Raw genomic sequence first — 16287 nt, 5'->3', positions numbered from 1 at the left:
CGGCGTCAGTCCGGTGACGGCGGCAGCCGCGACTCGTCGACGCCCGAGAGGTACGCGCACACCATCTCGCGCAGCGGCACGGTGCCGCCGAGCTGGCTGAGCACCCCGATGCCGCCGAGCCAGACGCGGTGGATCAGCAGGTAGTCGGGCGGCAGGTTGAGCTTGAGCCCGATGAGGAACTGCGGGCGGCGCGGGTCCTGCAGGGTCGCCGCCGCCCCGCGCAGCCAGGCGCGGGTGGGGGTGAACTCGTCGTGGAGCAGGGGCTCGACGAGCGGGGTGAGGTACGCCAGCAGGGCGTCGGGGTCGATCTCGATGCCCTTGCGGATGAACCCCTCGCTGCGCAGCGCCTGCTCCAGTGCCGGGGCGTCGCCCGCGAGCGCCTCGGTGAGCACGCGACCGAGGGACGACGGCAGCCCGTGGGGGAGCCGGTTGACCGCGCCGAAGTCGAGGACGCCGAGGCGGCCGTCCTCGGTGATCCGGAAGTTCCCCGGGTGCGGGTCGGCGTGCAGCATGCGCGCGACGTTGGGGGCGCGCAGGAGGAACTCGAGGTAGAGGGTGGCCGCCTCGTCGCGCTGCTCCTGGGTGCCGTCGGTGATGATCCGCGACAGCGGGGTGCCGTCGACCCACTCGGTGACGAGGACCCGGTCGGAGTCGACGAGGACGTCGGGCACGAGGACGTCGTCGTCGTCGCGGAAGGCCGCGGCGAAGTGGCGCTGGTTGCGGGCCTCGAGGTGGTAGTCGAGCTCCTCGCTCATCCGGGCCTTGAGCTCGTCCATGATCGGCTTGACGTCGATGCCGGGCACCCACGAGCCGGCGACGCGCGCCACCCGCGAGAGCTGGTTGAGGTCGGAGAGCAGCGCCTCGGCGGCGCCGGGGTACTGGATCTTCACGGCGACCTCGCGGCCGTCGCGCCAGACCGCCTTGTGGACCTGGCCGATGGAGGCCGAGGCGGCGGGCGTGTCGTCGAACGCGACGAGCTTGGTGGTGGCCCACCGCGGGCCGAGCTCGCGGGCGAGGATCTCGTGGACCCGGTCGGCGCCCATCGGCGGACCGGCCTCCTGGAGCTTGGTGAGGGTCGCCCGGTACGGACCGGCGAGGTCCTCGGGCATCGCGGCCTCCATGACCGACAGGGCCTGGCCGAACTTCATCGCCCCGCCCTTGAGCGTGCCCAGCACGGCGAACAGCTGCTCGGCGGTGCGGGCCTGCAGCTCGGCGGCGACGAGCTCGGCGGGCCGTCCCCCGACCCGCTTGCCGACCCCGAGGGCGACCCGCCCGGCATGGCCGAGAGGGAGACCGACGAGCTTGGCGGCGCGGGCCACGGAGCCCTTGGGGATGTCGGTCACCCGGCCATTGTCTCCCCCGTGCACCGGCAACCGGGCCGCGGGCTCCACACGCGGTGCGTGACGCGAACCTCGTGCAGCGCCACCTCGGTGGAGATCCCGCCCAAGGACTCGTCGCCGCGCACCGCGGCGAGGACGGTGACGACCGCGACGGCGGTCGCGAGGACGAGGGCCTCCGCACCGACCTCGGCCACCTCCAGGACCCGCGAGGTGTCCCACGCCGGCGCCGTGCACCGCAGGCACGGGGTCCGGCCCGGCAGGACGAGTGGACCGACGACGAGGCGGCGCCGGCCCAGGACGAGGGGGAGGTGCGGCACGCCCCGCGCCTGCCACGGGGCCCCGGCCCACCCCGGCGCCCGACCCTGCGCGACCACGACCACCGCCGCCGGCGTCCCCACCGCGACGCCGAGCTCGGCCCCGTCGGCGGCGTGGACCCCGCCGCCGACCTCGAGCCCGACCCGGCGCAGCTGGGCGGTGAGCTCGTCGGCGACCGGCCCCCAGCCGTCCACGACGACGAGCCCCGGCTCCCCGTCCATCCGCACCCCCGTCGTCAGCCGCGTCCCGCCTCGCCCGGCCATCCTGCCGCCGGCGGGGGACCGTGTCGGCCGGTCGTCCACAGGCCCCCGGGACATGACACGGCCCCGGTCCGTTTCAGGACCGGGGCCGCGTCGATGCTCTGCGGGTGGGCCGCTCAGGCCTTGCCGAGGATGCGGTTGAGGTTCGTGCCGCAGACCGGGCACACACCCTTCGCCATCCGGCGGCCGTTCTCCGAGACGACGACCTTCCCCTCTGCCTCGCGCTTCTCCTTGCACTTCACGCAGTAGAACTCGCCCTTGTAGGTCTCGTCAGCCATGGACGCTCTCCTTGTCGTCGACGACGGCGACCTGCCGCGTCGATGCGGATCTCTCGCCGCTGTCGCGGCCTGGACGGTCCCCAATGTAGCCACGCAGCACGCCCGCAACCCCGTGACGCGCCCACGCCACGCCGCCTCCCACGCCCCTCTCGCCACACGGTCACCACCCGCCCCACCAGCGCCGCCGAACCCCTACGCTCGGTCCGTGACCAGCGAGGACGTCGAGGTCCGGCGCAGCCGCCGCCGGCGACGCACCGTGAGTGCGTACCGCGAGGGCGGCCGCACCGTCGTGCTCATCCCCGCCTCCTTCTCCCCGGACGAGGAGGAGCGCTGGGTCGCCCGGATGCTCGACCGGCTGACCCGCGGCGAGGGGCGCCGCAAGCCCTCCGACGCCGCCCTGCTGACCCGCGCCGAGACCCTCTCGCGGCGCTACCTCGGCGGGCACGCGAAGCCGACCAGCGTGCGCTGGGTGTCGACCATGGGCCGGCGCTGGGCGTCCTGCACCCCCGCCGACGGCACGATCCGCGTCTCGGACCGGCTTCGCGACGTCCCCGACTACGTCCTGGACTACGTCGTCCTCCACGAGCTGGGCCACCTGCTCGTCCACGGGCACAGCCCGGGGTTCTGGCGGCTGCTGGCGTCCTACCCCAAGCTCGAGCGGGCGCGCGGCTTCCTCGACGGCCTCGCCCACGCCGAGGGGCTGCCGGCGCTCGACGACGACCCGGTCGACGGTGGTGAGGAGTCGGTCGACGCGGCCTCAGAGCCCGAGGGCACCCCGAGCGGCTGACACGAGCGGCCCGAGCTCGGCGGCGGTCCCCACCGGGAGGGCGTCGACCGGCCACCACCGCACGTCGTGCGACTCGTCGCTGACGACGGCCGCCGCACCCGCGGGCGCCACGGCCGCGTAGCGCACGTCGAGGTGCTCGTGGCAGCGCCCGAACGACCCGACGAGGACGTGCCGGTCGAGCTGCACCGGCCGGGGGAGCGGATCGAGGTCGGGCAGGCCCGACTCCTCACGGGCCTCGCGCCGGGCGGCGGCCCACAGCGTGGGGTCGCCCTGCTCGAGGTGACCGCCGAACTGGAACCACTGGTCGGCCTTGCGGTGGTGGGTCAGCAGCACCTGCGTCCCGGTGGGGTCGAGGACGGCGCACGAGCCGGTGAGGTGCGCCGGCGGTCCTGCCTTGGCCACCCCGTCGGCGTGCGCGTCGAGGTGGGCGAGGTAGTCCTCGCGCAGCCGCGCCTGTCCCGGGTCAGGCGCGTCCCAGGCGCGCAGCACCGCGACGGCGTCGGCGTGGAGGTGGGCGAACGCGGCGGCGACGCCTGCGCTCACGCGGGGTCCTCGCCGGAGAGCAGGCGGTCGAGCTCGGCGTCCATCGCGTCGCCCTGGGGGGTGGCCGCGCGCTCGACGTAGCCCAGCGGGTCGTCGAGGTCGGCGGTGCCCGGGGCGAGGTCGGGGTGGCGCCACGCGCCGTCGCGCAGCTCGGTGCCGCCCCGGTCCTCGAGGGCGCGGAACAGGTTCGCTGCGTCGCGCAGACGGCGCGGGCGCAGCTCGAGCCCGACGAGGGCGCCGAACGCCTTCTCGGCGGGCCCTCCGGTGGCCCGGCGGCGGCGCACGGCCTCGCCGAGCGCGGCGGCCTGGGGGAGGTGGTCGCGGGTCGCGGCGTCGGTGACGACGTCGACCCAGCCCTCGACGAGCGCGAGGAGCGTCTCGAGCCGGGCCAGGGCGGCCTGCTGCGCGGGGGACTGGTGGGGCGCGAACATCCGGCCCTGCAGCGCCTGCTGCACCGCCTCGGCGTCGGAGGGGTCGATGGAGCGCACGGCCTCGTCGATGGCCTCGGTGTCGATGCTGATGTCGGCCGCGTAGTCGCGGACCGCGGCCAGCAGGCCGGGCGCGAGCCACGGCACGGCGCCGAAGAGCCGGACCCGGGCGACCTCACGCACCGCGAGGTAGAGGCGGGCCTGCGGCTCGTCGACCTCGAGGCCCTCGGCGAACGCGCGCAGCGACTGCGGCATGAGCACGACGTCGGGGGAGGGCACGAGCGGGAGCGAGACCTCGCACCCGGTCAGCACCTCGCCGGCGAGCGTCCCGGAGCCCTGGCCGAGCTGCATCGAGAACATCGAGCCGTGCATCCGCCGCAGCATCGGGCCGGCCTGGTCGAGCATCCCGGCCATGCCCTCGGGCAGGTCGGCCTCGCCGAGCTGGCCGAGCTGGGCCGTGAGCGCGGTCCCGACCGCGTCGCTGACGCCCTCGGCGACCGGCTCGACGAGGTCGGTCCACACCGGCATCGTCGCCTCGACCCACTCGGCCCGGCTCCACGCGGTCCCGCGCAGCCCGGAGGTGGAGACGTCGGTGACGGCGTCGAGCCACATCCCCGCGACCTGCACCGACTCGGCGGCGCCGCGGCGGTCGGCGTCGGAGGCGAGGGCGTCGCCCTCGGCGGCCACGGTCTTGCGCGCGATGTCGGTGGCCAGCGTGACGTTGACGGCCTCGCCGGTGTCGGGGGCCGCGAACATCGCCTGGACCTGCTGCATCACCATCGCGAGCACCTGCGGGTCGACCTTGTCCAGGCCCATGCCCTGCATCATCGAGGCGACCTGGGGGTCGACCGGGCCGCCTCCGGTTAGGTCGCGCAGCAGCTTCTCGATGTCGGGGGGCAGGTCCGCTCCCTCGTCGTCTCGGGGGTTCGTCGAACCGGGGTCGTTCACGCCGGGCTCCTCGCGGGGGGTGAGAGGATGTCGTCTCGTCCAACCCAACCACGACGACGCCCGATTGGTTCCACCGCGCGTCCCCGAGGAGCCCATGTGCCGACCGACCCGGATGCGGTCGCGCTCGTCGACCTGCGTGACGAGCCGCTGTCCGTCGACGAGGTGCTCGACGCCGTCCGCCACCCCGCGTGCGGCGGGATCGCCCTGTTCGTCGGCGTCGTGCGCGACCACGACCACGGGTCGGCGGTGAGCGCTCTCGACTACGAGGCGCACCCGAGCGCGGTCGAGACGATGCGGGCGGTCTGCGAGGAGGTCGCGGCCTCCCACGAGGCGCTGCGGGTGGCGGCCGTGCACCGCACCGGCGCCCTTCACGTGGGTGACCTCGCCGTCGTGGTCGGGGCCGCGGCACCGCACCGCGGCCAGGCGTTCGACGCGTGCCGCGCGGTCATCGACACCCTCAAGGCGCGCACCCCGATCTGGAAGCACCAGAAGCTGGGCGACGGGTCCACCGAGTGGGTGGGCCTGCCGTGACGACCCGCTCGCACGACGTCCTCACCGGCGGCCCGGAGGGCGAGGGCGGCCCCTTCCTCTCGGCGAGCGGCCGGAGCGGGTGGCGCCGGCGCTCACGCAACCCGATGCGCCCCGGGCTGCTGCCCGGCGTGCTGCTCACCACCACCTTCGTCGCCATCGCGGTGGCCGCGGTGCTGTCCTTCGTCGGGCTGCCCTACGCCGTGATGTCGCCCGGTCCGGCCACGAACATCCTCGGTACCTCCGACGGCAAGCCGCTGCTCGAGGTCAAGGGGGCCCAGACCTACCCGACGCAGGGCCGGCTCGACTTCACGACGGTCAGCGTGCGCGGCGGGCCCGGGGTCCGGGTCACCGTCTACGACGTGCTGAGGGCGTGGGTGTCGTCGTCGGAGGAGGTCCTCCCCGAGGAGCAGCTCTTCCCGCCCGACACCACCGAGGAGCAGGTCCAGGAGGAGGGCGCGGCCGAGATGGCCGGGTCGCAGAACGTGGCCGCGGCGACCGCGCTGCGGGCGCTGGGCAAGGAGGTCCCGCAGGTCGTCGCCATCGCCGGCGTGCCCACCGACAGCCCGAGCAAGGACGTGTTCAAGGCGGGCGACGTCCTCGTCTCCGTCGACGGTGACGAGGCCACGACGGCCGACGCCGTGCGCGCCGCCGTCCAGCGGCACTCGCCCGGCGACACCTTCCCCGTGGTCGTCCGCCGCGACGACCGCGAGCAGACCCTCACCGCCCGCACGGCGGCCGCCCAGGGCCGCACGGTCATGGGGGTCGGCCTGAGCATCGACTACGACCTGCCGGTCGACGTCACGCTCAACACCGGGAGCGTCGGGGGCCCTTCTGCCGGACTGATGTTCAGCCTCGCCATCTACGACGTGCTCACCCCCGGTGGGCTCACCGGCGGCAAGGACGTCGCCGGAACCGGGACGATGCAGGACGACGGCACCGTCGGCCCCATCGGGGGCATCCGGCAGAAGCTCGTCGGGGCCCGCACCGAGGGTGCCGACTACTTCCTCGCGCCGGCCGACAACTGCGACGAGGTCGTCGGGCACGTCCCCGCCGGGCTGCACGTGGTGCGGGTGGCGACCTTCGCCGAGGGCCGGGCGGCCGTCGAGGCGATCGCGAAGGGCGACGACGCGGCGCTGCCGTCCTGCGGCTGAGCCCCCGCGTCAGTCCGGGCTGAACGTCGCGCGCAGCGCGTGGACCAGCCCGGGGGCGATGTCGTCGCCGAGCGCGACGCGGTCGTCGCTGTCGTGCTCGCGCTGGCGCAGCAGGCAGCGGGCCTCGCCGTCGCGGGTCACGGCCACGACGAGACGGACGTCGGCCCGCTGCGGGTGCTCGGCGACGGCGCGCAGGGCGTCGGCGTCGTCGTGGGGGAGGTCGCGCTCGGCCTCCGGCGGCACGACGATCCGCTCCACGGCGATGGCGCAGCCCGACACCTGGTCGGGCCAGGCGATCCGGGCGAGGAGGTCCTCGAGCCCGTCGGCCTCCGGGAGCTCCTCCTGCTCCACCGCGCTCAGCGCACCGGCGACGGCGTCGTGCGCGGCCAGGCCGTCGGCCAGCTGGGGCTGGTGGGTGAGCAGGTCGCTCGTCGGCACGAGGGCGAACAACCGCACCGGCTGGTCCCACCCGGAGCGCGCGACGTGGCGCTCGGTGTCGAGCGCGGCGAGGGTCAGGGGGTCGGTCACGGGCTGGGAGGTCTGGGTCACCGGACCATGGTGCCCGATGGCTGCGCAGGAGCCCGGGGTACCTTTGTCGCCCACGGTCGACACGGGGGCCTTCCCCGCCCGACGGGACGAGGAGAGCAGTGAGTCGCTCGGAGTGGTTCGACGGGCCCACCGGCCCGGGAGACGGTACGCCTCGAGCCGAGGGGGGTGACGGTCCGCGCGGGCCGGCGCGACCCACGGCCCGCCGACGCAGGGGGCCGCTCGGGACCACGCTCGTCGTCCTCGCCGGCCTGGCGCTGCTGGGGGGTCTCGCCGCCGACGTCCTCACCGACGTGTGGTGGTACGAGTCCGTCGGTTTCCGAGGCGTGTTCGTCAAGGAGCTGACGACCAAGGTCCTCATCTTCGTCATCGCCGCGGTCGTCACCGGCGGTGCCGTCGCCGCGAGCCTCGTCGCCGCGTACCGCACCCGTCCGTTCTACGTGCCGACCACGCCGGCGCAGCAGGTGCTCGAGCAGTACCGCCAGGCCATCGAGCCCCTGCGCCGCCTCGCCGTCATCGCCGTCCCCGTCGTCCTCGGCCTGCTCGCCGGCTCGGGGTCGCTCGGTGCGTGGCGCACCGTCCTGCTCTGGGCCAACCGCGAGCCCTTCGGCGTCACCGACCCGCAGTTCGGGTTGGACGTGGGCTTCTTCGTCTTCACCCTGCCGTGGCTGCACTTCCTCGTCAGCTTCGTCACGGTCGTGCTCGCCCTGGCGTTCGTCGCGGGGGCCTTCACGCACTACGTCTACGGCGGCCTCCAGCTGCCCGGTCGCGGTCCCACGACCCGCGCCGCGTACGTCCACCTCGGCGTCATCGGCGCGCTCATCGCGCTGACCCGCGCCGCCTCCTACTGGCTCGACCGCTACTCGCTGTCGACCCAGCGCGGTGACCTGCTCACCGGCATCACGTACACCGACGACAACGCCGTCCTGCCGACCAAGGCGATCCTCGCGGTGGCCGCCATCATGTGCGCCGGCTTCTTCCTCGCGGCCATCTGGAGCCGCAGCTGGCGCCTGCCCATCACCGGGGTCGCGCTGCTCGTCGTCACGGCCGTCCTCGTCGGCGGCGCCTACCCGGCCCTCATCCAGTCGCTGAAGGTCAACCCGTCCGAGAAGTCGCTGGAGGCCGAGTACATCGGGCGCAACATCACCGCCACCGGGGCCGCCTTCGGTCTCGACCGGGTCAAACGGATCCAGAACCCGCCGCCACCGGTGGAGGTCGACAAGGCCTCCGAGCGCAAGGACGCCGCGGGCATCCCCGGCGTGCGCGTCATCGACCCCAACGTCGTCGCGCCGTCGTTCCGCCAGCTCGAGGGCCAGCGCGACTACTACGCCTTCCCCGACACCCTCGACGTCGACCGCTACCAGGTCGGGGGCCAGACGCGCGACGCCGTCGTCGCGGTGCGCGAGATCAACCTCGACGGCCTGCCCGACAACCAGCGCAACTGGCTCAACGACCACACGATCTACACCCACGGCTACGGCTTCTACGCCGCCTACGGCAACCAGCGCACCAGCGAGGGCGACCCGGTCTTCTTCGAGGGCGGGAGCAACAGCTCGCTCGGCGAGTACGAGAAGCGGATCTACTTCGGCGAGCTGTCACCGTCGTACTCCGTGGTCGGTGCCCCCGCGGCCGCCCAGCCGCGCGAGTTCGACTTCCCCGCCAGCGGGGAGGGCGACGTCGCGGTCAACAACACCTACTCCGGCAAGGGTGGCGTCCCGATCGGCTCGATGCTGCGCCGGATCGCCTACGCCGTGAAGTACCGCGAGGCCAACTTCCTCCTGTCCGACGCCGTGAACAGCTCCTCGCGGGTCCTGGACCACCGCACCCCGACCGAGCGCGTCGAGCGGGTGGCGCCGTGGCTGCGGCTCGACGGCAACGTCTACCCGGCCGTGGTCGAGGGGCGGGTGCAGTGGATCGTCGACGGCTTCACGACGTCGGCGAGCTACCCCAACAGCCGGCTCCTCGAGATGGCCGACGCGACCTCCGACGCCGTCACCACGCGCTCGAACGTCGTGACCGTGGGCACGGGCCAGGTCAACTACATCCGCAACGCCGTCAAGGCGACCGTCGACGCCTACGACGGCTCGGTCAAGCTGTACGGCTGGGACACCACCGACCCGATGCTCAAGGCCTGGGGCAACGCGTTCCCCGGGTCCGTGCGTCCCATCTCGGAGATCTCCGGCGACCTGATGTCGCACATCCGCTACCCGCAGGACCTGCTCAAGGTGCAGCGCGAGCTGCTCACCGAGTACCACGTGACCAATCCGGGCGACTTCTACTCCGGTTCGGACAAGTGGCGCGTCCCGCGCGACCCGTCGATCCCCGCCCAGGACCAGGCGGTCGTCTTCCAGTCGATCGCGATGCCCGGTGAGGGCGCGGCCGCCTTCTCGATCACGACGTCGTTCGTCCCGGCGAGCAACAACGAGGCCGGGCGCGAGATCCTGCGCGGCCTGCTCGCCGTCGACGCCGACGCCGGCAACGAGGCCGGGAAACCGGGGGAGGGGTACGGCACGCTGCGGCTGCTCGAGTACAACCCCGAGACCCGACAACCCGGACCGGGCCAGGTGCTCAACCAGATCCAGAACTCCACGGCGAGGTCGCAGAACCCGACCGAGCCGCTGAACCTGGCGCAGTACATCACCAACAACTCCGGGTCGGGCAAGCAGCTGACCTTCGGCAACCTGCTCGCCTTCCCGCTCCAGGGCCGGATGTTCTACGTGCAGCCGCTGTACGTGCAGGCCTCGGCCGGCTCGGGGTCCTTCCCGCAGAACAAGGTGACGGTGGCCGTGTACGGCACCAACGTCGCGTGGGGCGACACGCTCGAGCAGGCGATCAACGGCCTGTTCGGCGAGGGCGGCGAGGAGCCACCGACCGACCCCGGTGAACCCACCGACCCCGGGACCCCGTCGGGCACCGTGGCGCAGCAGCTCGCCGCGGCGCTGGAGGAGATCCAGGCGGCGTACACCGACGGCCAGGACGCCCTCAAGAAGGGCGACTTCGCCGCCTACGGCCAGGCCCAGGACCGGCTCGACGCGGCCATCAAGAAGGCCAACGGCCTGGCGGGCCAGCTCGGGACACCGGCGCCCTCGCCGTCCCCGTCGCCGTCGTCCTCGGCGAGCCCCTCACCGAGCCCGTCACCCACCGGCTGAGCACCACCAGCACCCCCACCGCCGCCCCTGCCCGATTTGGCCGGGGGCGGCGGTGTCGCGTAAGGTCGGGTCTACCGAGAGCGGCTCGCAGGAGCCACTTTCCCTCGACGCGGGGTGGAGCAGCTCGGTAGCTCGCCGGGCTCATAACCCGGAGGTCGCAGGTTCAAATCCTGCCCCCGCTACTCAGGATCACGAAGGGCCCGGAACCGTCACACGGTTCCGGGCCCTTCGCCTTCCGCCATGCGGGCGCGCCTGCGGTCGCGCCGACCCGGCTGGGACGATGGGGAGGTCCACCGGGGTCACCGCCGCTCCCTCCCGTCCGCGGGCCCGACAGCGGCCCGCGCCCCCCTCGAGGAGCGCACCCCGCCGTGACCCCCACCACGTCGCCCGAGAACCGGCATACCGGCCCGTTCACGCACGTTCACCCCTATGTGAGCACCCACCCCAGCAGCCCGCACCGCGTCGTCGTCATCGGCTCAGGGTTCGGTGGTCTGTTCGGCACCCAGGCCCTGCGCCGGCGCAAGGACGTCGAGATCACCCTGATCGCGAAGACGACCCACCACCTGTTCCAGCCCCTGCTCTACCAGGTCGCGACCGGGATCCTCTCCGAGGGCGAGATCGCCCCGAGCACCCGCGAGGTGCTGGCCCGGCAGAAGAACGCCCGCGTCGTCCTCGGCACCGTGACCCACGTCGACCTCGAGAGCCGCACGGTCACCTCCGAGGTCCTGGGCCGCGAGACGGTCACCTCCTACGACGAGCTGCTCGTCGCCGCCGGCGCCGGCCAGTCGTGGTTCGGCAACGACGGCTTCGCCCGGCACGCCCCGGGGATGAAGTCGATCGACGACGCGCTCGAGCTGCGCGGCCGCATCTTCGGCGCCTTCGAGCTGGCCGAGCTGGCCCGCACGCCGGTCGAGGCCGAGCGCGCGCTGACCTTCGTCGTCGTCGGCGCCGGGCCCACCGGGGTGGAGATGGCGGGGCAGATCGCCGAGCTCGCCAACCGCACCCTCAAGAACGACTTCCGCCGCATCGACCCCACCAAGGCGCGCATCATCCTCGTCGACGCGGTCGACCAGGTCCTGCCCTCCTTCGGTGACCGCCTCGGCGGCGCCGCCAAGCGCCGGCTCACCGACATGGGCGTCGACGTCCGCCTGGGCACGATGGTCACCGACGTCGACTCCAGCGGCATCGTCGTCAAGGAGCCGGACGGGTCCTCCACCCGCATCGAGGCCCTGACCAAGGTGTGGGCCGCAGGCGTGCAGGCCAGCCCGCTGGCCCGCCAGCTCGCCGAGCAGTCGGGCGCCGAGGTCGACCGCGCCGGCCGCGTCCTCGTCCTGCCCGACCTCACCCTGCCCGGCCACCCCGAGGTCCACGTCGTCGGCGACATGATGTCGCTCGACGGCCTCCCCGGTGTCGCGCAGGTCGCCATCCAGGGAGCACGGTTCTCCGCCAAGCAGATCGGCCGCCGCCTCGACGGCACGCCGACCGAGGAGGCCTTCCGCTACTTCGACAAGGGCTCGATGGCGACGATCTCGCGCTTCAGCGCCGTCGCCTCCATCGGGCGGCTGCGGTTCGCCGGGTTCTTCGCCTGGGTGCTGTGGCTGGCGATCCACCTCGTCTACATCATCGGGTTCAAGCACCGCGTCACCACCCTGCTCCACTGGGCCGTCAGCTTCCTCGGCCGCGGCCGCGCCGAGCGCGTCGCCACCGAGCAGCAGGTCTTCGGCCGCCGGGCCATGGACGCCCTGCCGCAGCGCGAGGTCCCCTCCATCCCGAGCGACCCCGCCGACCACGAGGTGAGCGGCGTCGCCGAGCTCGAGGGCCGTCACCGCGGGGCCTGACGCCGCGGAACCTCCTGTCGGCCGACGGTGCGCCGACGTAGGGTGACCGCCATGCCGCTGGACTACCCCATCCACCGACACACGCTGCCCAACGGGCTGCGCGTCGTCGTCAGCCCCGACCACACGGTCCCGAACGTCACGGTGAACCTCTGGGTCGGGGTGGGGTCGCGGCACGAGAGCGCCGGTCGCACGGGGTTCGCCCACCTCTTCGAGCACCTGATGTTCCAGGGCTCGCGCCACGTGCGCAGCGGCGAGCACTTCGAGGCGCTGATGGAGCAGGGCGCCCGGCTCAACGCCACGACGTGGTTCGACCGCACCAACTACTTCGAGACCGTGCCCACCGGCACCGTCGAGCTCGCCCTGTGGCTCGAGGCCGACCGGCACGGCCACCTCCTCGACGCCGTGACGCAGGAGAACCTCGACAACCAGCGCGACGTCGTCAAGGAGGAGAAGCGCCAGCGGTACGACAACCAGCCCTACGGCAACGCGCTCATCGACGTCTACGCCACCCTCTTCCCCGAGGGGCACCCGTACCACCACCCGACGATCGGGTCGATGGAGGACCTCGACGCCGCGAGCCTCGAGGACGTCCACGCGTTCTTCCGCCGTTTCTACGGCCCGGACAACACCGTCCTCACCCTGTGCGGTGACATCACGCCCGAGCGCGGGTTCGCCCTCGCCGAGCGGTACTTCGGCCCCCTGCCGGCGAGCGCCGCGCCGCCGCGGCCCAACCACCCCCAGCTCGAGCCGCTCGCCGCTCCGCTGCGGCTCGACCGCGTCTCCGCGGTCCCCAACGACCGCCTGCACGTCGCGTTCCGCCTCCCCGTCGACGGCACCGACGAGTTCCTCGCGGCCGCGGTCGCCCTCGACTGCGTCGGGGGGCTGTCCACCTCGCGCCTCGTGCGCCGTCTCGTGCGCCGCGAGCAGTCCGCGCTCGGGGCGCACGCCACGGCATGGGGCTTCGTCGACGGCAGCTCGCTCGGCTTCGTGGTCCTCGACGTCGCCCCCGGGGTCGACGCCGCGGCGGTCGAGGACGCCTTCCTCGAGGAGCTCGCCTCCTTCCTCGATGGCGGTCCCACCGACGCCGAGCTCGAGGCGTCGCTCGCGCAGTCCGAGCGCTCGTGGCTCTCGGCGCTGGCCAGCCAGGAGGAGCGGGCCGACGTCATCAGCCACCACCACCTGCTCCACGACGACCCCGAGGTCGTCAACACCCACCTCGACCGGCTCACCGCGCTCACCCGCGACGACGTCGTGGCCGCGGCCCGCCGCTGGCTGCAGCCGGAGAGCCGGGCGGTCGTCGCGTACCTCGTCGAGGACGACGCGACCGCCGACGAGGAGGCCGTGGCATGAGCACCCCCACCGTGCCGCGTCCCGACGTCGTCGCCCAGGGGCCCTGGGCGTTCCCGGAGGCCACCGAGCACCTGCTCGACAACGGCGTGCGCGTCCTCGCCCACGACCTGCCCGGCCAGTACGTCCTGTCCCTGCGCGTCGTCGTGCCCACGTCCCTGTCGTCCGAGCCGGCCGGCCAGGAGGGCGTGGCGTCGATGACGGCCCGCCTCCTCGACGAGGGCACCTCGCGGTACTCGGCCGAGGAGTTCGCCGAGCTGATGGAGCGCCACGGCATGGCCCTCGGGGCAGGGGTGTCCGACGGCGGCGTCCTCGTCGACGTCGACGTGCCCCAGCGCCACCTCGCCACGGCGGCGTCCGTCGTCACCGACGCCCTCGCCGACCCGGTGTTCCCGGAGGCCGAGGTGCGCCGCATCCTGCGCATCCGGCTCGCCGAGATCGAGCAGGAGCGGGCGTCCGCGGGGCACCGCGCGGCCAAGGAGCTCACTCGAACCCTCTGGGCGCCGGGGGAGCGGGCCGCCACCCCCACCGGGGGCACCCCCGAGACGATCGGGTCCCTCACCCGCGAGGACGTCGTCGCGTTCCACGCCCGCGCCGTCGGCCCGCAGGGCGCCACGGTCGTCCTGGCCGGCGACCTCACTGACGTCGACGTCCGCGGCGTGCTCGACGCCACCCTCGGGACCTGGCGCGCGCCCGGCCACACGCCCGTGCCGCGGCCCACGGCACCCGTGCCGGCCCCCGACCGCACACGCATCGTCGTCGTCGACCGGCCCGGGTCGGTGCAGACCGAGATCATCGTCGGGGCACCCGGCCCCGACCGCTCGACCCCGCACGGCTGGGCCCCGCACCCCGTGGTGTCCTTCGTGCTCGGCGGCTCGCCCGGCGCCCGCCTCGACGCCGTGCTGCGCGAGGAGAAGGGCTACACCTACGGCGTCCGCTCGGCGTTCCGGCCGCGGGTCGCGGGCGGCTCGTTCGTCACCTCCGGCTCGGTGCGCTCGGAGGTCACCGGTGAGGCCGTGGAGATCCTCCTCGGGATCCTCGACGGCGCGCGCGACGGCTTCACCGAGGCCGAGGTGCGCAGCGGGGTCGACTACGTCGCGAAGACGGCCCCCGGCCGGTACGCCACCGCCGACGCCGTGGCCGACGAGACCGCGGCCCTCGCCCTCGAGGGTCTCCCGCTCGACTTCACCACGGCCACCCTGCGCGACGTCGCCGTCCTCACCCGCGACGACCTCGACGCCGCCTACGGCCGGGTCGCGACCCAGGGCTGGACCGTCGTGCTCGTCGGCGACGCCGCGACCGTGGTGCCGGCGCTCGAGGGACGGGTGGAGCTCCCGGTGACCACCGTTGCCGTCTGACCCCCAGCCCTCGCGCTCGGTCGTCACGACCTCGCCGATCGGCCGCCTCGAGCTCGTCGAACGGGGCGGGGCGCTCGTCGCCATCCGGTTCGACGCCTCCGCCGACGGGTCACCCGAGCACGAGCGCGGCGGGTCGGCGGTGCTCACGGAGGCCCACGCGCAGCTCGCCGCCTACTTCGCCGGCCGGCTGCGGGTGTTCGACCTGCCGCTGCGACCCGCGGGCACCGACTTCCAGCGCCGGGTGTGGGACGTCCTCGCGGAGATCCCGTGGGGGACCATCACCACGTACGGCGCCATCGCCGCCGAGCTCGGGCTCCCGCCCGGGGCGTCGCGGGCCGTCGGGTCCGCCAACGGCGCCAACCCCATCCCGGTCGTCCTGCCCTGCCACCGCGTCGTCGGCGCCGACGGGACCCTCACCGGGTACGCGGGCGGGCTCGAGCGCAAGGCGCAGCTGCTGCACCTGGAGGGCGTGGCGACCGAGGCCGACCAGGACGCCCTCTTCTAGAGGCCGTCGACCTCGCCGCGCCCGGGCGTGAGCCGGGCCAGCACCTCGTCGTGGAGGTGGCCGTTGGTCGCCACCGCGTTGCCGCCGTACGGGCCGTCGACCCCGTCGAGCGAGGTGAAGCGGCCGCCCGCCTCGGTGACGATGGGCACGAGGGCCGCCATGTCGTGCAGCGCCAGCTCGGGCTCGGCGGCGATGTCGACCGCGCCCTCGGCGAGCAGCATGTAGGACCAGAAGTCGCCGAACGCCCGCTCGCGCCAGCAGGACCGGGCGAGGTCGAGCGCCTCGCGCTCGCGGCCCACGGCGTCCCAGGAGGTCCAGCTCGAGGCGGAGATCGAGGCGTCCTCGATGCGGGTGACGCCGGAGACGTGGATCTGCTTGGCCGACGTGAGGCTGCGGCCGGCCCACGCGCCCGAGCCCAGGGTGGCCCACCAGCGGCGGCCCAGCGCGGGGGCGGCCACGAGGCCGAGCACCGGCCGACCGTCGTCGACGAGCGCGATGAGGGTGCCCCACACCGGGACCCCGCGGACGAAGTTGTGGGTGCCGTCGATCGGGTCGACGACCCACTGGCGCGGTGAGGACCCCGTGGTGGGGAACTCCTCGCCGATGACGGCGTCGCGCGGGCGGGTGCGCTTGAGCTGGCTGCGGATCAGCTCCTCGGCGTCGCGGTCGGCGTCGCTGACGAGGGTGAGGTCGGGCTTGGCCTCGACGTGGAGGTCCTCGGCCCGGAACCGCGCGGTGGTCAGGCGCTCGACCGCGTCAGCGAGGACGTGGGCGAGGCGCAGGTCGTCGTCGTAGCCGGGCACGGGCCTCACCGTAGCCGCTCGGACAGGAAATCCTCCGGCGGCGCGGGCCGCTGGATCGCGCTTCGGTCACGATCGCGCACCCTTGGGTCACAATCGTGTCTCGGCGCGCACGGAACCTTCCAAACGGCCTATCGGTGGTCTTTGATGGACCGCGGCACGC

The 16287-nt window shown here is 73.9% G+C and carries 15 protein-coding genes and 1 tRNA gene; 9 read left to right on the top strand and 7 right to left on the bottom strand.

Annotated elements, in window-relative coordinates; genetic code table 11:
- Nucleotides 1-5 precede the first annotated feature (5 nt).
- The 3 genes from ACFLFB_RS14300 to ACFLFB_RS14290 all read right to left on the bottom strand — a co-directional run bounded on the left by ACFLFB_RS14300 (nucleotide 6) and on the right by ACFLFB_RS14290 (nucleotide 2193).
- Complete coding sequence (locus tag ACFLFB_RS14300; RefSeq protein ID WP_392542848.1) at nucleotides 6-1343, bottom strand: ABC1 kinase family protein; 1338 nt, start codon at nucleotides 1341-1343, stop codon at nucleotides 6-8.
- On the bottom strand, nucleotides 1340-1876 hold the full coding sequence (locus ACFLFB_RS14295; RefSeq protein ID WP_392542847.1) for a hypothetical protein: 537 nt from the start codon (nucleotides 1874-1876) through the stop codon (nucleotides 1340-1342). Before ACFLFB_RS14295 ends, ACFLFB_RS14300 begins: the two co-directional genes overlap by 4 nt.
- A 155-nt stretch (nucleotides 1877-2031) precedes the next feature.
- Nucleotides 2032-2193: a DUF5679 domain-containing protein gene (locus tag ACFLFB_RS14290; protein ID WP_170296269.1), complete on the bottom strand. Its 162-nt coding sequence runs from the start codon at nucleotides 2191-2193 to the stop codon at nucleotides 2032-2034.
- Between the two features lie 205 nt (nucleotides 2194-2398).
- On the opposite strand from ACFLFB_RS14290, the gene ACFLFB_RS14285 reads away from it, so the two are divergent.
- A complete protein-coding gene (locus tag ACFLFB_RS14285) occupies nucleotides 2399-2980 on the top strand; it encodes a M48 family metallopeptidase (protein ID WP_392542846.1) in 582 nt (193 codons plus the stop codon).
- On the opposite strand, the gene ACFLFB_RS14280 is transcribed toward ACFLFB_RS14285, so the two are convergent.
- The gene (locus ACFLFB_RS14280; protein WP_392542845.1) at nucleotides 2951-3523 is read right to left on the bottom strand and encodes an NUDIX domain-containing protein; all 573 of its coding nucleotides are present in this window, start codon (nucleotides 3521-3523) and stop codon (nucleotides 2951-2953) included. The genes ACFLFB_RS14285 and ACFLFB_RS14280 overlap by 30 nt on opposite strands.
- The gene (locus tag ACFLFB_RS14275; protein WP_392542844.1) at nucleotides 3520-4899 is read right to left on the bottom strand and encodes a zinc-dependent metalloprotease; all 1380 of its coding nucleotides are present in this window, start codon (nucleotides 4897-4899) and stop codon (nucleotides 3520-3522) included. Before ACFLFB_RS14275 ends, ACFLFB_RS14280 begins: the two co-directional genes overlap by 4 nt.
- Before the next feature lie 96 nt (nucleotides 4900-4995).
- Between ACFLFB_RS14275 and ACFLFB_RS14270 the strand changes: the two genes are divergently transcribed.
- Together ACFLFB_RS14270 and ACFLFB_RS14265 are read left to right on the top strand one after the other, a co-directional pair.
- A complete protein-coding gene (locus ACFLFB_RS14270) occupies nucleotides 4996-5430 on the top strand; it encodes a molybdenum cofactor biosynthesis protein MoaE (RefSeq protein ID WP_392542843.1) in 435 nt (144 codons plus the stop codon).
- Nucleotides 5427-6581, top strand: coding sequence for a PDZ domain-containing protein (locus ACFLFB_RS14265; protein ID WP_392542842.1), 1155 nt, complete (start codon nucleotides 5427-5429; stop codon nucleotides 6579-6581). Before ACFLFB_RS14270 ends, ACFLFB_RS14265 begins: the two co-directional genes overlap by 4 nt.
- A 9-nt stretch (nucleotides 6582-6590) precedes the next feature.
- Here ACFLFB_RS14265 and ACFLFB_RS14260 read toward each other — a convergent pair whose 3' ends face one another.
- A complete protein-coding gene (locus tag ACFLFB_RS14260) occupies nucleotides 6591-7130 on the bottom strand; it encodes a PPA1309 family protein (RefSeq protein ID WP_392542841.1) in 540 nt (179 codons plus the stop codon).
- A gap of 98 nt (nucleotides 7131-7228) precedes the next feature.
- Here ACFLFB_RS14260 and ACFLFB_RS14255 point away from each other — a divergent pair, with 98 nt between their 5' ends.
- The 6 genes from ACFLFB_RS14255 to ACFLFB_RS14230 all read left to right on the top strand — a co-directional run bounded on the left by ACFLFB_RS14255 (nucleotide 7229) and on the right by ACFLFB_RS14230 (nucleotide 15324).
- Nucleotides 7229-10276, top strand: a complete 3048-nt coding sequence (locus tag ACFLFB_RS14255) for a UPF0182 family protein (protein WP_392542840.1) — start codon at nucleotides 7229-7231, stop codon at nucleotides 10274-10276.
- A gap of 108 nt (nucleotides 10277-10384) precedes the next feature.
- A tRNA-Met gene (locus ACFLFB_RS14250) sits at nucleotides 10385-10458 on the top strand.
- Between the two features lie 249 nt (nucleotides 10459-10707).
- Complete coding sequence (locus ACFLFB_RS14245) at nucleotides 10708-12114, top strand: NAD(P)/FAD-dependent oxidoreductase (RefSeq protein ID WP_392542839.1); 1407 nt, start codon at nucleotides 10708-10710, stop codon at nucleotides 12112-12114.
- Nucleotides 12115-12165: 51 nt separating this feature from the next.
- Nucleotides 12166-13464: a M16 family metallopeptidase gene (locus ACFLFB_RS14240; RefSeq protein WP_392542838.1), complete on the top strand. Its 1299-nt coding sequence runs from the start codon at nucleotides 12166-12168 to the stop codon at nucleotides 13462-13464.
- Nucleotides 13461-14819 (top strand): M16 family metallopeptidase, encoded by a 1359-nt coding sequence (locus ACFLFB_RS14235; protein ID WP_392542837.1) that lies wholly within the window; start codon nucleotides 13461-13463, stop codon nucleotides 14817-14819. The genes ACFLFB_RS14240 and ACFLFB_RS14235 overlap by 4 nt, the downstream gene beginning before the upstream one ends.
- Nucleotides 14809-15324: a methylated-DNA--[protein]-cysteine S-methyltransferase gene (locus ACFLFB_RS14230; protein WP_392542836.1), complete on the top strand. Its 516-nt coding sequence runs from the start codon at nucleotides 14809-14811 to the stop codon at nucleotides 15322-15324. The genes ACFLFB_RS14235 and ACFLFB_RS14230 overlap by 11 nt, the downstream gene beginning before the upstream one ends.
- Here ACFLFB_RS14230 and hisN read toward each other — a convergent pair.
- A complete protein-coding gene (gene hisN, locus ACFLFB_RS14225) occupies nucleotides 15321-16127 on the bottom strand; it encodes a histidinol-phosphatase (protein ID WP_392542835.1) in 807 nt (268 codons plus the stop codon). The genes ACFLFB_RS14230 and hisN overlap by 4 nt on opposite strands.
- Nucleotides 16128-16287 lie beyond the last annotated feature (160 nt).

Source organism: Oryzobacter telluris, from assembly GCF_043099285.1.
GTDB lineage: Bacteria > Actinomycetota > Actinomycetes > Actinomycetales > Dermatophilaceae > Oryzobacter > Oryzobacter telluris.
The sequence above is the reverse complement of the archived record's forward strand: the minus strand, read 5'-3'. Positions and strand labels throughout refer to the sequence as shown.